The 13572-nt window shown below is 71.7% G+C and carries 11 protein-coding genes; 8 read left to right on the forward strand and 3 right to left on the reverse strand.

All coding sequences use genetic code 11. From position 1 onward, the window contains the following. Positions 1-4: 4 nt before the first annotated feature. Entirely contained in the window at positions 5-1372 is a 1368-nt protein-coding gene (locus tag M1E25_RS00295; RefSeq protein WP_251407509.1) for an FAD-binding oxidoreductase, read from the forward strand. Positions 1373-1456: 84 nt separating this feature from the next. Here M1E25_RS00295 and M1E25_RS00300 read toward each other — a convergent pair whose 3' ends face one another. After that, positions 1457-1927, reverse strand: a complete 471-nt coding sequence (locus M1E25_RS00300; RefSeq protein WP_251407511.1) for an SsgA family sporulation/cell division regulator — start codon at positions 1925-1927, stop codon at positions 1457-1459. Positions 1928-2238: 311 nt separating this feature from the next. Between M1E25_RS00300 and M1E25_RS00305 the strand changes: the two genes are divergently transcribed. From M1E25_RS00305 to M1E25_RS00325, 5 genes are all read left to right on the forward strand, one after another. After that, positions 2239-3840: an RDD family protein gene (locus M1E25_RS00305; protein ID WP_251407513.1), complete on the forward strand. Its 1602-nt coding sequence runs from the start codon at positions 2239-2241 to the stop codon at positions 3838-3840. 443 nt (positions 3841-4283) lie between these two features. After that, on the forward strand, positions 4284-5066 hold the full coding sequence (locus M1E25_RS00310; RefSeq protein WP_251407515.1) for a hypothetical protein: 783 nt from the start codon (positions 4284-4286) through the stop codon (positions 5064-5066). A gap of 38 nt (positions 5067-5104) precedes the next feature. Then, positions 5105-7237 (forward strand): bifunctional polysaccharide deacetylase/glycosyltransferase family 2 protein, encoded by a 2133-nt coding sequence (locus tag M1E25_RS00315; protein WP_251408202.1) that lies wholly within the window; start codon positions 5105-5107, stop codon positions 7235-7237. Further along, on the forward strand, positions 7234-8487 hold the full coding sequence (locus M1E25_RS00320; protein ID WP_372500480.1) for an acyltransferase family protein: 1254 nt from the start codon (positions 7234-7236) through the stop codon (positions 8485-8487). The genes M1E25_RS00315 and M1E25_RS00320 overlap by 4 nt, the downstream gene beginning before the upstream one ends. 101 nt (positions 8488-8588) lie before the next feature. Then, a complete protein-coding gene (locus tag M1E25_RS00325) occupies positions 8589-9254 on the forward strand; it encodes an RDD family protein (protein ID WP_251407520.1) in 666 nt (221 codons plus the stop codon). Between the two features lie 34 nt (positions 9255-9288). Here M1E25_RS00325 and M1E25_RS00330 read toward each other — a convergent pair whose 3' ends face one another. Beyond that, positions 9289-9606: a hypothetical protein gene (locus M1E25_RS00330; RefSeq protein ID WP_251407522.1), complete on the reverse strand. Its 318-nt coding sequence runs from the start codon at positions 9604-9606 to the stop codon at positions 9289-9291. Between the two features lie 411 nt (positions 9607-10017). Between M1E25_RS00330 and M1E25_RS00335 the strand changes: the two genes are divergently transcribed. Both M1E25_RS00335 and M1E25_RS00340 read left to right on the forward strand, forming a co-directional pair. Next, the gene (locus tag M1E25_RS00335; protein ID WP_285830177.1) at positions 10018-12387 is read left to right on the forward strand and encodes an immune inhibitor A domain-containing protein; all 2370 of its coding nucleotides are present in this window, start codon (positions 10018-10020) and stop codon (positions 12385-12387) included. Positions 12388-12506: 119 nt separating this feature from the next. Further along, on the forward strand, positions 12507-12824 hold the full coding sequence (locus M1E25_RS00340) for a hypothetical protein (protein ID WP_251407528.1): 318 nt from the start codon (positions 12507-12509) through the stop codon (positions 12822-12824). A gap of 49 nt (positions 12825-12873) precedes the next feature. Here M1E25_RS00340 and M1E25_RS00345 read toward each other — a convergent pair whose 3' ends face one another. Further along, positions 12874-13458, reverse strand: a complete 585-nt coding sequence (locus M1E25_RS00345; protein ID WP_251407531.1) for an isochorismatase family protein — start codon at positions 13456-13458, stop codon at positions 12874-12876. Positions 13459-13572: the final 114 nt, after the last annotated feature.

The following is a 13572-nucleotide window of genomic DNA, read 5'->3' on the forward strand; positions in this document are numbered from 1 at the left end:
TGGCATGGACCAGCTCATCGCCTCACTGCACGAGGCCCTGCCGGACGAAGCGATACTGACCGACCCGGATGTCACCGCCACCTATGCGAACGACATGGCCGGTTTCTGCGAGGCCGGGGCTCCGGCGGTCGTCGTGATGCCCCGGACCGTGGAGCAGGTCCAGCACGTCATGCGCACCGCCACGGCCCTGCGGGTGCCGGTCGTTCCCCAGGGGGCCCGTACCGGCCTGTCCGGCGCGGCGAACGCCACCGACGGCTGCATCGTCCTGTCCTTCGTGCGGATGGACCGGATCCTCGAGATCAACCCCGTGGAGCGGATCGCCGTCGTCGAACCGGGCGTCGTCAACGCGGTGCTGTCCCGGGCCGTGGCCGAGCAGGGCCTGTACTACCCGCCGGACCCCAGCAGTTGGGAACAGTGCACCATCGGCGGCAACATCGGTACCGGCTCGGGCGGCCTGTGCTGCGTCAAGTACGGCGTCACCGCAGAGTACGTCCTCGGCCTCGATGTCGTCCTCGCCGACGGACGGCTGCTGAGCACGGGCCGGCGTACGGCCAAGGGCGTCGCCGGGTACGACATGACCCGGCTGTTCGTCGGCTCCGAGGGAAGCCTCGGCATCGTGGTGAAGGCGACGCTGGCGCTGAAGCCCGCACCGCGCGAACAACTCGCCCTGGCCGCCGAGTTCCCGTCGGCTGCGGCCGCCTGCGAGGCCATCTGCGAGATCATGGCCCGCGGTCACGCCCCGTCCCTCCTGGAGCTGATGGACCGCACCACCCTGCGCGCCGTCAACACGATGGCCAACATGGGGCTGCCGGAATCCACCGAGGCGCTGCTGCTCGCGGCGTTCGACACCCCGGACCCGGCGGAGGACCTGGCCGCGGTCACCGCCGTGTGCAAGGCAGCGGGGGCGACGGAGGTGGTGCCGGCAGAGGACACCGCGGAGTCCGAACTCCTGCTGCAGGCCCGGCGGCTGGCGCTGGTCGCCCTGGAGAAGGTCCGCTCGGCGACCATGATCGACGATGTCTGCGTACCGCGTTCCCGGCTCGCCGAGATGATCGACGGCACCGCCGCCATCGCGGAGCGGCACGACCTGACCATCGGTGTCTGCGCTCACGCGGGCGACGGCAACACCCATCCCGTCGTCTGCTTCGACCCGGGCGACGCCGACGAGGCCCGGCGGGCGCGGATCTCCTTCGACGAGATCATGGCGCTGGGCCTCGAACTGGGCGGCACCATCACGGGCGAGCACGGCGTGGGCATTCTGAAGAAGGAGTGGCTGGCCCGGGAGATCGGCCCGGTCGGACTGGAGTTGCAGCGCGGCATCAAGAAGACGTTCGACCCGCTCGATCTGCTCAATCCCGGCAAGCTGTTCTGAACGGGCCGGGCCGCACCCGTCGCCGGTCCCTGTGCCCGGCACTGCGACGAGGAGGCCGGCCGGAGTCGCGGACGGGGCTCACGGTCAACCGTCCGGGTTCTCGTCCGACGGGTCGGTCTCGAGCGGCCGGGCGTCCTCGCGGGCGGCGGGCGCCAGCAGTCCGTCGAGGGCCTCGTCCAGGCCGAGTTCGTCCCACTCGGAACCACGCGGCACCACCTGAAGCGTCCGGTCCAGCCAGTCCGTGACGCCCGCGGTCGGGGCCTCCAGCAGCGCGTTTCCGTCGGGCGAGGTGAGGGCGATGCACAGGATGCTGCGGGCGTCGGCCTGCGCGGGCCAGATCCGGACGTCCCCGTGCCCCGAGGGCCGGAACACTCCCTCCATCAGCAGCTCGCGCGAGAAGGTCCAGCGGACGGGGGCCTGCGATCCGACGTGGAACGTGATGTCCACGGCGTACGGGTCGTCCGACCGGTAGGAGAACCGGGCAGGCACCGGGATGCTGTCCTCCGGTGACAGCACCAGATCGATCTCGAGCTCGCGCTCGACGGCAGTGTGCATGATGTCCGCTGTCCTCTCCTCGGTGCGGCAGGCCCGGAACGGGCCACATCTGATGGGAGCCGCCCGCACGCGCTTCATGGCGTGGTTTCGCACAGGCTCTTCGATTGTTTTGCATCCGTGCCCGAAAAGTGGGGCGTACCCCAGGACCGGCCCGGAGGCCCGGCCTCGTCTGGTAGATGTGGACCCGCGCCGCGTCCGCCGGACGTACGCGCGAGCGGGGCGGCGTTCACCGCATCGGGTGTGTGCGGCACACTGCGCATGCCCCGAAAACACCGCAGCAGCACGGCCGAGCAGATACGGGAACACGGACAATGAGCGCGCCCACCTCAGGATCCGACGACGCCAGCCCCGGCGCCGGGTACTACCCCGACCCGTCCATTCCCGGCTACATCCGGTACTGGAACGGCGCATCCTGGGTGCCCGGAACCAGCCGGCCCGCGCCGCGCGACGGTGAGGACATGCCCTCGCCGCCGGCCGGAAGCGCACCGGCCGTGGCCTCCCCGGCGGAGCAGACCGGCCCGATGTTCTTCGACGAGGACCCCGTCCCGGAGCAGCAGTCCGTCCGGGACGACGACGGGGCGGCGCTGCCCGAGGTGCGCCGGCGCGGCGAGGTCGGCGTCCGGCAGGAGCCGATCGACTGGGACGACCCGCAGCGCCTGCACGGCGGCCGGCCGGAGTCGGCCGCCGCCTGGAACGTGGACGCCGGCCTGCAGAGCGGTTTCGGCGGCGAGGCCGAGCGCCGCGTCTCGTGGGGGCTGCCTCCGGCGTCCGACGACGCCGCCGGACGCCGGGACGACGAGCCCGAGCAGGGAGCCCCCGAGGCCGGGTCGCAGCCCGGCGGCACGGTGGAGCACGGCGGGACCATGGCCATCCGGATGCCTCCCGCCGACCGGTCCGGCAGCGGGGCGGGGAACGTCCCGGCAGCGCGGCAGGGTTCCGCCGGGGACGACGGAACGATGGCCATCCGGGCCCAGCGCCCGCCGGCCGAGGGCGGGGAGGCCGCCGGCCCGTCCGGTTCCGGTTCCGGGTACGGCTATCCGCAGTCCGGATCCCCGGCACCCGCCGACGGCACGATGGCGATCCGGCTGCCCGGCGCGAAGCAGTCAGCCGGTGCGGCACCGCAGGGCGGCCCGGCGGGGCAACAGGGCCCGCCCGCGCAGCAGCCGGGTATCCCGCAGCAGCAGCAGCAGCCCGGCGGTCCGGCCCCGCACCAGCAGCCGCAGGGCGCGCCCGGACACCAGCAGGGATACGGCTACCCGCAGGCCGCGCCGCCGTCCGCTCCGGCGGCCGGGCAGCCCGCCTGGACCCGGCAGGGCCACCTCCCCGCATCCGGCGCCGGCCCGGCACCGGGGGCGCCGCCCGAGGGCGTCGTGCCCTGGCGGCCTCCGGTCAGTGACCCCTTCCTCCGGGCGGCCCAGGAGCAGGCGTCGGCCCGGCCCGCGGCCCTGGGGCGCCGGCTTGCCGCCCGTCTGGTGGACACCGTGCTGCTCGGCGCGGTGGTCGGCGCGGTCGCGGTTCCGCTCGGCACCCAGGCCGTGGACCACATCGGCAACCGGATCGAGGCGGCGAAGCAGAGCGGCCGCACCGTGACGGTCTGGCTGCTGGACGGCACGACGACTCCGCTGCTCGGCATCGTCCTCGGCGTGTTCCTGCTGGCCGGGCTGCTCCTCGAAGTGCTGCCGACGGTCAAGTGGGGGAGCAGCCCCGGCAAGCGGCTGTGCGGGGTGCGTGTGCTGGCCATCGAGGTGAACGAGAGCCCGACGTTCGGCGCCGCGCTGCGACGCTGGCTCGTGTACGGCGTCCTCGGTCTGCTCGGCGTGGGTCTGGTCAACGTCCTGTGGTGCCTGGTGGACCGGCCCTGGCGCCAGTGCTGGCACGACAAGGCCGCGCGGACGTTCGTGGCCGGGAACTGAGTACGACGCCCTCGGCCGGCCCGCCCGCCGGCGGCCCGCATCCGCGAACGGGCCGCGCACGGCAGGGTCCTGCGGCCGCCGGCGGGCAGCTTCCTGCCGGTGGTACGGACGTGGCGGTTGCCGTGGCCGGAGGCTGGGTCCCGGCCGGTGCCGGGAGCGGGTCGGTGATGCGGGCGGCGACAGCGCGCGCGGGGTGCATGGTGAGCGCGCCGGGCTACCAGCAGGCCGATGAGCACACTTTCTCGGTTGCTGAAGGCGATACGTCATGAATGTGCATCAAAGTGATGGCATGACGGGAATGCCGGGTCACCTGTGGAGATTCTGCGCTACTTTCCGTGACTTCTCGGTGTGATGGGGCGATAGGTGCTCCACCGGGGCCGCGCCGCACCCGACGTGCGGAAACGTTCCCGCCCGCACCGATCCGTCAGGTCACATGGAGAAACGTGCGTACATCACTGGACACCCCGCGACGCCCGGCGCCGGCGGACGGCCCGCACACACCCGCAACCGCAGCCCTGACCGTGCCGGACCCGGGCACAGTGGTTCGGACGGGACAGGACGAGCCGTCGTGCACCCCGTGGCCGTGGGCCGCGGGCGACCCCGAGCCGCGCTCCGGGCAAGGCCCCGCCCCCGCCGGCGGCCCCTCGCCGGAACCGGGCGGGCCGGTCTTCGCGGACAACAGCGGCCGGCGCAGCCGCAGGCTGCGGACGCTGGGATGGTTCCTCGGATCGGCATGTGCCTGCTACGCGACCGTCCTCGGCGTCTCGCTCGCCGGGGGCCACGCCGACGCCCCCTGGCTCCTCATCCCGGGCCGGGACGAGGAACCGGCGGGCAGCCGGGCCGGCACGCCGTCCGACGCCGGCGGACGGAACGCGACCCGGAGCCGGCCCGGATCGGCCCCGGCCCCCGGACGTGCCGACGCCGAGCGACACGGCCGTGCCGTGCACCACGGCGACGGAGCCCGTCCGGTCGCCCGGGACGAGCCCGGCAAGCCGGCCCGGCGGACCCCGGGCCGGAAGACACCCGCCCCCACCCCGTCCACCACCGGACGCTCCTGGCCCGGCCCCCGTGACGCCGCCCACGGCACGCCCGTCCCGGCCCCCGGAGCCTCAGCCGGTGCGACCGGACGCCCCTCAGCGACACCGGAACCGTCGTCGACACCCACCTCGGCACCGGCGCCGTCCCCGTCGGCCACCCGAACCGCCCCGGGCGAGGAGGGCCGGTGACCCCGCGTCACCGTGGCCGCCGGAGCAGCCGGCTGCGGATGCGCCGTCTGCTGCCCCCACTGGTCCTCTGCGTACTGCTCGCCATGCTGGTCCTGCACGGCTACGTGCACAGCGAGATCCTCGCCGACCACCGGGTGCGGCCACCGGCTCCCACCGACCGGGTGCCGAAGGAGGTCCTGGAGGCCGGTCCGGTTCTCGACATCCGCCACGGCCGGCCGGTCGGTCACGAGATCCCCGACCGGACCGTCGTCCTCACCTTCGACGACGGCCCGGACCCGGACTGGACACCCCGGATCCTGGACAAGCTGAAGGAGCACAGCGCACACGCCGTCTTCTTCGTCACCGGTGCCATGACCGCCCGTCACCCGGACCTGGTCCGGCGCATGGTCGCCGAGGGCCACGAGGTCGGCCTGCACACCTTCAACCACCCGGACCTCTCCTACCAGTCGGACGCCCGCATCGACCGGGAACTGGCGCAGACCCAACTCGCGCTCGCCGGTGCGGCAGGCGTCCGCACCTCGCTGTTCCGTCCGCCCTACTCCGCGACCCCGGACGCCCTGGACAACGCGTCCTGGCCGGTCACCCGGCATGTCGGCGAGCGGGGCTACGTCTCGGTCTTCCTCGACACCGACAGCGAGGACTGGGCCCGCCCCGGCACCGGCGAGATCGTGCGCAGGGCCCTGCCGAAACGGCCGGGGGACGGCGCTGTGGTCCTCATGCACGACTCCGGCGGCGACCGGTCACAGACCGTCGCGGCGCTGGACGTTCTGCTGCCCCGGCTCCAGCAGCAGGGATACCGGTTCACCACACTCACCCGCGCCCTCGATGCGCCCAGCGCGCACACCGAGGTCACCGGTCCCGAGCTGTGGAAAGGGCTCGTGTTCGTCGCCGCGGTCGGCCTGTCCGAACACGTGACGACAGTCCTGGCCCTCGCGCTGGCCCTGGTCGGGGTGCTGGTCCTCGCCCGCTTCGCCCTGATGCTGCTGTTGTCCCGCCGGCACATCCGGCGGGTGCGGGGCCGCGCCCACGAGCCGGTGACCGAGCCGGTGACGGTCCTGGTTCCGGCCTACAACGAGGCCGAGTGCATCGCCGGCACCGTCCGCTCCCTGACCGCGAGCGACCATCCCGTCGAGATCGTCGTCGTCGACGACGGCTCGACGGACGGCACGGCCGACATCGTGGAGCGACTCGCCCTGCCACGTGTCCGGGTGCTGCGCCAGGCCAACGCCGGCAAGGCGGCGGCCCTCAACCTCGGAATCGCGCACGCCTCCCACGACATCGTCGTGATGATGGACGGCGACACGGTCTTCGAGGAGTCGACCGTGCGCGAACTGGTCCAGCCGTTCAGCGACCCGGCCGTGGGCGCGGTCGCCGGCAACGCCAAGGTCGGCAACCGCGGCACGCTCATCGGGTCCTGGCAGCACATCGAGTACGTGATGGGCTTCAACCTCGACCGCAGGATGTACGACCTCCTCGGCTGCATGCCCACCGTCCCGGGCGCTGTCGGCGCCTTCCGGCGGGAGGCACTGGAACGGGTGGGCGGGATGAGCGACGACACCCTCGCCGAGGACACCGACGTCACCATGGCCCTGCACCGGGACGGCCGGCGTGTGGTCTACGCCGAGCGGGCCCGGGCCTGGACCGAGGCTCCCGAGACCGTCCGGCAGCTGTGGTCCCAGCGCTACCGCTGGAGCTACGGCACCATGCAGGCCCTCTGGAAACACCGCCGCGCGCTGATCGAGACCGGGCCCTCCGGCCGGTTCGGGCGCGTCGGGCTCCCGCTCGTGGCCCTGTTCACGGTGGTGGCCCCGCTGCTGTCGCCGCTCATCGACCTGTTCCTCGTCTACGGTCTCGTCTTCGGGCCGGCGGGCAGGACCGCTGTGGCCTGGCTGGGAATGCTCGCCGTCCAAGCGCTCTGCGCCGGTTACGCGTTCCGGCTGGACGGCGAGCGGATGGCGCCGCTCCTCGCCCTCCCGTTGCAGCAGATCCTCTACCGGCAGCTGATGTACGTCGTCCTGCTGCAGTCGTGGATCACTGCCCTGTCCGGCGGACGGCTGCGCTGGCAGAAGCTCCGCCGCACCGGAACGGTCGCCGGCGCGATCGGCACCGGCACCGGGGTCCCCGGCACGCTCGAGACCTCCGGAGACCTGGAAGCGAGGCAGCCGGCGTGACCTTCACCGACACGGCAGGGGCCCGCGGCACCCCGTCCCGGCCGATCACGGACGCACAGGCGGGGGGCCGCGACCGCTGTCTCGACCTGCTGCGTGCCCTCGCACTCGTCCGCGTCGTCGCCTACCACGCCTTCGGCTGGGCGTGGCTGACGCTGGTGTTCCCGTCCATGGGGGTGATGTTCGCGCTGGCGGGCTCGCTGATGGCCCGTTCGCTGAGGCGTCCCGCGGTCGGGGTGATCCTCAGACGGTTCCGGAGACTGCTGCTGCCGTTGTGGCTGTACGGCGTGGTGGTGCTCGGCATCCTCTTCTCGCGCGGGTGGCATCCGGACCGTGATGCACCGTTCTGGTGGTGGCTGAGGGTCGCGTGCTGGGTGGTGCCCGTGGGCAGCCCCCTCTTCCCGGAACACTTCGGCGGGGCCGGCGGTCTGCTCGAGACCACGTGGGCGGAGCAGGCCGCGGGTCCGCTGTGGTACCTGCGGGCCTACCTCTGGTTCGTTCTGCTCTCGCCGATGCTGCTGAGGATGTTCCGCCGGGCACCCCGGGCCGTTCTGTGCGCACCGCTCGCGCTCACCGCTCTCCTGGGCACCGGGCTCGTGGAGATCCCCGGTGAGACGGGCGAGGCCGTGACCGACTTCGCCGTCCACGGTTCCTGCTGGATCCTCGGCTTCTGCCACGCGGACGGGTTGCTGCGGCGGCTGCCGAGGTACCTCGTCCCGTCCGTGGCACCCGTACTGATGGGACTCGCGCTCTGGTGGGCCTCCGGGCACCGCGGCGAGGACGGATGGGACCTCAACGACATCCCGCCCGCCCAGGGCCTGTGGTCCTTCGGGTTCTGCGCGCTGCTGCTGCACTTCTCCCCGTCCTGGCGGGAACTCCCGGGCCCGCTGCGGCGCTTCGACAAGCCGGTCACGCTCGCGGGAAACCGTGCGATGACGATCTATCTGTGGCACGAAGCCGCACTGCTCGCCACCGTGCCGCTGCTCGATCAGCTGTGGGACGTGCCGGGCGCGTCACCGGCGTACGCGCACCTGCTGGAGAGCTCGTCCTCCGTTCTGATGTTCCTGCTGACCTGGCCGCTCCTCGCGTTGATCGTGCCGGCCGTCGGCTGGGTGGAGGACGTGGCGGCCGGACGTCGTCCCCGTCTGTGGCCCAACGGACGCGGCGGCGGGCACCCCCGACCCGGATGGCACCGGGTGCCCGGCCCGCAAGGGCGGGGCACGGAACGCGTGTCCGGGCCGGCCCGCGGTTGACGCGCGGGGGATCGCTGCGCCGGCGGGCGGCGCCCGAAGGCGGTCCCCCGAACGGCTCCCGCCGGGCTGCGGTCCGTGTCCGGCCACGATCGACTACCGGCATGAGCAGCGATCAGCCGCAACCCGGACCGGGTGAGCCGCCGGACGGCGATCCGTTCCGGAAGCGACCGCCGGAGCCGGAGGGCGCCGGCCCGTCACCGGGCGGGGCGGCGCCCGAGGGGGGTGCTCCGCCCCCGCCCGGCGAGGGTGCGTACGGCGGTCCGGACGGCCCCTACCCCGGTGGCCCCTACGGCGAGCCCTACGGCCCCGACCCGCTCGAGGGCATGCCGCCGCTGGCCAACCGGGGCCGGCGGCTCGTCGCCCGGATCATCGACGCCCTGCTCATCGGCATCCCGGTCGGCGCGATCATGACGTTCATCGTCGGCGGCTGGGACTTCGCCGACCCCAACGACACCGGCCGGTCGGGGGTCGTCCAACTGGTCGTGCTGCTTGCGTACTTCGTGTACGAGGGCATCATGCTGAGCAACTCGGGCCAGACGGTGGGCAAGAAGCTCATGAAGATCCGGGTGGCCATGCTCGACAACGGCGCGGTCCCGGCCGGCCGGCCGGGTTGGTACCGCGCAGCGGTCTATTCGCTGCCGCAGATCGTCCCGTGCTGCGGCTTCGTCTTCTGGCTGGTGAACGTCCTGAACTGCACCTGGGACAAGCCGTACCGCCAGTGCATCCACGACAAGGTGGCCAAGACCGTTGTGGTCGAAGCGTTGTGAGCGCTGCGGCGGCCGGCGGGCGGCCGGGGCCGCGTCAGCGCCGTCGCGAGCCGGCGACGGCGTGGACGGCCGTCCGGGCCGTGGCTGCGGACAGCTCGCCGCCGCCCGGGGCGAGGGGTTCGGTGCCGGGCCGCCGGTGCCGGACGGCCGAGGTCTGCCGGGGCTGCCGGACGACCGTGGCCTTCGGCGCCGGGACGGTCAGGGCGACCAGCAGGCCCAGGCCGAGCCCAGCGCACGCCACGATCGTGAGCGCGGTGGCCGAACCGGGGGCGGAGAGCAGCAGCATGGCCAGCGTCGAGAGCACGACGGTGGCTGTTCCGTAGGCGAGCTGTGCGGCGGTCGGACGCGGCATGACGGATTCCGTCCTCGGGACGTGGTCGCTGATGTCGAGTCGCGGTCCCGCGATCCGGCGGCTGAGGAGCCGCTGCTCACAGGCCCTGGGACGGCGCGGTGCCCTGCCGCCCGATGACTTCTACGGACCTGTCTGCCCGAGCACATCTTCGGTCAAGCATCGGCCCGCAGGGGTGCCGTTGCACAAGGGGCGCACGGAGTCAAAGGGCTTTTCGGCGGCGGTGTGTGCATGTCCGACCGACGTGTCGGTTGCATGCCTAAAGAGGCAACACCAAGGCCGATCAACCTACTTGGGTGGCGTGTTCAAGTCAAGATCTGTTTTTTCTGCCACTTCTCCGGTCCAATGCCCCAGGGAGAAAGCACCACTGGGCAGGACTCAGGAGGAAAGCGCCAAGTGAAAAGCCGACGGAGAATGATCAGATCCGCGGCCCTGGCCACGACGATCGCCGCCATAGGGGCAGCAGCCCTCACCGCAGGTGCGGCGGCCGCCGACAACCGCCCGGGGGACGGAGTGGACCGCCGTGATCCGGCGTCCGCACAGCACATCGAGCACGACCTCGAAGGCCCCTTCAGCAAGCAGCAGAAGGCCGCGCGCCAGGAAGCCCTCACGCAGGTGCTCAGCGGCGACGCCAAGGCTGAGCAGCGTGGCAGCTCGAAGGTCGTCAAGCTCGACAAGAACAAGTACGTGGAACTCGCCCGGGAGAAGACGGACAAGATCTTCACCATCCTGGTCGACTTCGGCGACAAGGTCGACGACACGACCATGTACGACCCGGACGGCGACGGACCCGAGCCGGCGGTGAAGAAGTTCGGCGGCGAGCCCGGACCGATGCACAACAGCATCGCCGAGCCGGACCGCTCGAAGGACAACAGCACGGCCTGGCAGGAGGACTACAACAAGGAGCACTACCAGGACCTGTACTTCTCGGACGAGAAGGGCAAGCAGTCCCTGAAGAAGTACTACGAGAAGCAGTCCTCGGGCCGCTACTCGGTGGACGGAACCGTCTCCGACTGGGTCAAGGTCGAGTGGAACGAGGCCCGTTACGGCTCCAACTACTGCGGCGACAGCACCTGCGCGAGCGTCTGGGACGCCGTGCGCGACGGTGTCAACCAGTGGGAGGCCGACCAGGAAGCGGCCGGCAGGACCCCGGAGCAGATCAAGGCGGAGCTGGCCCAGTACGACCAGTGGGACCGCTACGACTTCGACGGTGACGGCAACTTCAACGAGGCCGACGGCTACATCGACCACTTCCAGATCGTCCACGCGGGCGAGGACGAGTCGGCCGGCGGCGGCGTGCAGGGCGAGGACGCGATCTGGGCCCACCGCTGGTACGCGTACGGCACGAGTGCCGGCAAGACCGGCCCCGCCGACAACAAGGCCGGCGGCACCGAGATCGGCAAGTCCGGCATCTGGGTCGGCGACTACACCATCCAGCCGGAGAACGGCGGGCTCGGCGTCTTCGCCCACGAGTACGGACACGACCTGGGGCTGCCGGACCTGTACGACACCACGGGCCGTGGCGAGTCGTCCGTCGCCTTCTGGTCGCTGATGTCCTCCGGTTCCTGGCTCGGCGAGGGCAAGGAGTCGATCGGCGACATGCCGGGCGACATGACGGCCTGGGACAAGCTGCAGCTCGGCTGGCTCAACTACGGCACGGCCAAGGCCGCGACCAAGTCGATGCACAAGCTGGGTGTTGCGGAGTACAACACCGACAACAAGCAGGCCCTCGTCGTCGAGCTGCCCGAGAAGCCGGTGACCACCACGGTCGTCAAGCCCGCCGAGGGCTCGAAGCAGTGGTGGAGCGGGGCGGGCGACGACCTGAAGAACACCCTCACCCGTTCCGTCGACCTGACGGGCAAGTCCGCGGCGTCCCTCGAGCTCAAGGGCTGGTGGGACATCGAGGAGAACTACGACTACCTCTACACCGAGGTGTCGACCGACGGCGGCGCCAACTGGACGCAGCTGGACGGGACCGCGAACGGTCAGGCCATCCCGCGGGACGGTGCCGACGTGCCGGCGCTGCACGGGACCTCCGGGTCGTACAAGGACCTCGTCTACCCGCTGGACGCCTACGCGGGCCAGAAGTTCGACCTGCGGTTCCGCTACCAGACCGACGGTGGTGTGGCCCAGAAGGGCTTCGCCGCGGACGCGATCTCGCTGAAGGCCGACGGTCAGCCGGTGTTCACCGACGACGCCGAGGGTGACGACAACGGCTGGACGACGGACGGCTTCTCGCGCATCGGAGAGTCGTTCACCGACAACTACCCGCAGTACTACATCGCCGAGAACCGCCAGTACGTGTCGTACGACAAGACCCTCGAGGTCGGCCCGTACAACTTCGGCTTCTCGAACACGAAGCCGGACTGGGTCGAGCACTTCCCGTACCAGAACGGTCTCGCGCTGTGGCTGTGGGACACCTCGCAGCTGGACAACAACGTCGGGATGCACCCGGGCGAGGGCCTGATCCTTCCGGTCGACGCCCACGCCACTCCGGAGAAGTGGGCCGACGGCAGCCTGATGCGCAACCGCATCCAGGCGTACGACTCGCCGTTCAGCCTGTACCGCACCGACGGCTTCACGCTGCACAAGGCGGGCGTGGCGGCCAAGGTGGCGTCGAAGAAGGGCGTATCGGTCTTCGACGACCACAAGGGTGTGTACTGGAACGAATCCAACCCGACCGGTGGTGTGAAGGTTCCTGACACCAACACCCGGATCAAGATCGTCAAGGAGGCCGAGGACGGCTCCCTGATGGTCGTGAAGGTCGAACCGGCTCGACGGTAGTAGAAAAACCGCAGGTCAGGGCATGATCGGCCGTCGCCCCTAGCGGGCGGCGGCCGATTCACGTTTAGATGCCCTCGGAACCTTCTTGTTGACACACGGTCTTACGGGGGAGTGGAAGCATGTCCGGTGGCGGATTCACCAGACTTCCGGCAGGCGGCGTCGTCGTCGCCGTGTCAGTGCCGCACCCGCGGTCCGCGGAGCCGTCGGGACGGGCCCGGGTGCTGGTGCACGCGGCCAACCGGCAGCGGGCGCTGACCCGGCTGCGGAACCTCGGGCTGAGGTCCGTGTACCTGCGCGGCAATCTGCATCCGCCGACACCCGACGAAATCAGCGCCGTGCTGCACCACCCCGACGGGCTGGTCTGGCGGTCCGCTCCGGGCGGGACGACGGAGTTCTGGCACCCCATCGGGGCCCTGCTCCGGCCCGCCGCGGCGTGATCTTCCTCCTGACCGGCCGGTGCGGGGCCCATCCCGGTCCGGCGAGCGATCAGCGGGCCGGTTCGCCGGTCAGCTCGACCCCGGCCTCCCGCAGATCGTCCAGCGCCTTCCGGGTGGTGAGCTCGCCCACCCCGGCCGTCAGGCCGAGCAGCACCCGGGTGGTGAAGCCCTCGCGCACCGCGTCCAGGGCGGTCGCCCGCACGCAGTAGTCGGCGGCGAGGCCCACGACGTCCACCTCGGTCACCGTGCGGGCGCGCAGCCAGACGGCGAGCAGAGTGCCGTCCGGGTCGGCGCCCTCGAAACCGCTGTAGGCGGCCGTGTACCCACCCTTGTCGAAGACCGCGTCGACCACTCCGGAGGCGACGGCCGGCGCGAAGCCCGGGTGGAACGCGCTGCCCGCGGTGCCGGCCACACAGTGCGGCGGCCAGGAGTCCCGGAAGTCGGGGCGCTCGGAGAAGTGGTCCCCCGGCTCGATGTGATGGTCGCGGGTCGCCACGACGTGGCGGTAGACCGGCGCCGACCGGCCGATCAGATCCGTGATCGCGGCGGCCACCCGGGCCCCGCCGGTGACGGCGAGGCTGCCGCCCTCGCAGAAGTCGTTCTGGACGTCGACGACGACGAGTGCCCGGTGCATGACATCCCCTTCGATGCGGAATGGTGCGCCCGCTGCCCGAGCGTAGGGTCCGCGGGCCGCCGGCGGCAGGGTGCCTCCGGCAGTGTTGGCTGCGCTGATCGTCGTGGCGCTGTG

It is taken from the genome of Streptomyces meridianus (assembly GCF_023703325.1).
Classification (GTDB): domain Bacteria; phylum Actinomycetota; class Actinomycetes; order Streptomycetales; family Streptomycetaceae; genus Streptomyces; species Streptomyces meridianus.

Excerpts from the sequence above, each read along its gene's own strand:
- M1E25_RS00335 (WP_285830177.1), top strand. The coding sequence starts at position 10,018 with ATGATCAGATCCGCGGCCCTGGCCACGACGATCGCCGCCATAGGGGCA.
- M1E25_RS00315 (WP_251408202.1), top strand. The coding sequence starts at position 5,105 with ATGCGCCGTCTGCTGCCCCCACTGGTCCTCTGCGTACTGCTCGCCATG.
- M1E25_RS00345 (WP_251407531.1), bottom strand. The coding sequence starts at position 13,458 with ATGCACCGGGCACTCGTCGTCGTCGACGTCCAGAACGACTTCTGCGAG.
- M1E25_RS00300 (WP_251407511.1), bottom strand. The coding sequence starts at position 1,927 with ATGCACACTGCCGTCGAGCGCGAGCTCGAGATCGATCTGGTGCTGTCA.
- M1E25_RS00325 (WP_251407520.1), top strand. The coding sequence starts at position 8,589 with ATGAGCAGCGATCAGCCGCAACCCGGACCGGGTGAGCCGCCGGACGGC.
- M1E25_RS00340 (WP_251407528.1), top strand. The coding sequence starts at position 12,507 with ATGTCCGGTGGCGGATTCACCAGACTTCCGGCAGGCGGCGTCGTCGTC.
- M1E25_RS00330 (WP_251407522.1), bottom strand. The coding sequence starts at position 9,606 with ATGCCGCGTCCGACCGCCGCACAGCTCGCCTACGGAACAGCCACCGTC.
- M1E25_RS00305 (WP_251407513.1), top strand. The coding sequence starts at position 2,239 with ATGAGCGCGCCCACCTCAGGATCCGACGACGCCAGCCCCGGCGCCGGG.
- M1E25_RS00295 (WP_251407509.1), top strand. The coding sequence starts at position 5 with ATGGACCAGCTCATCGCCTCACTGCACGAGGCCCTGCCGGACGAAGCG.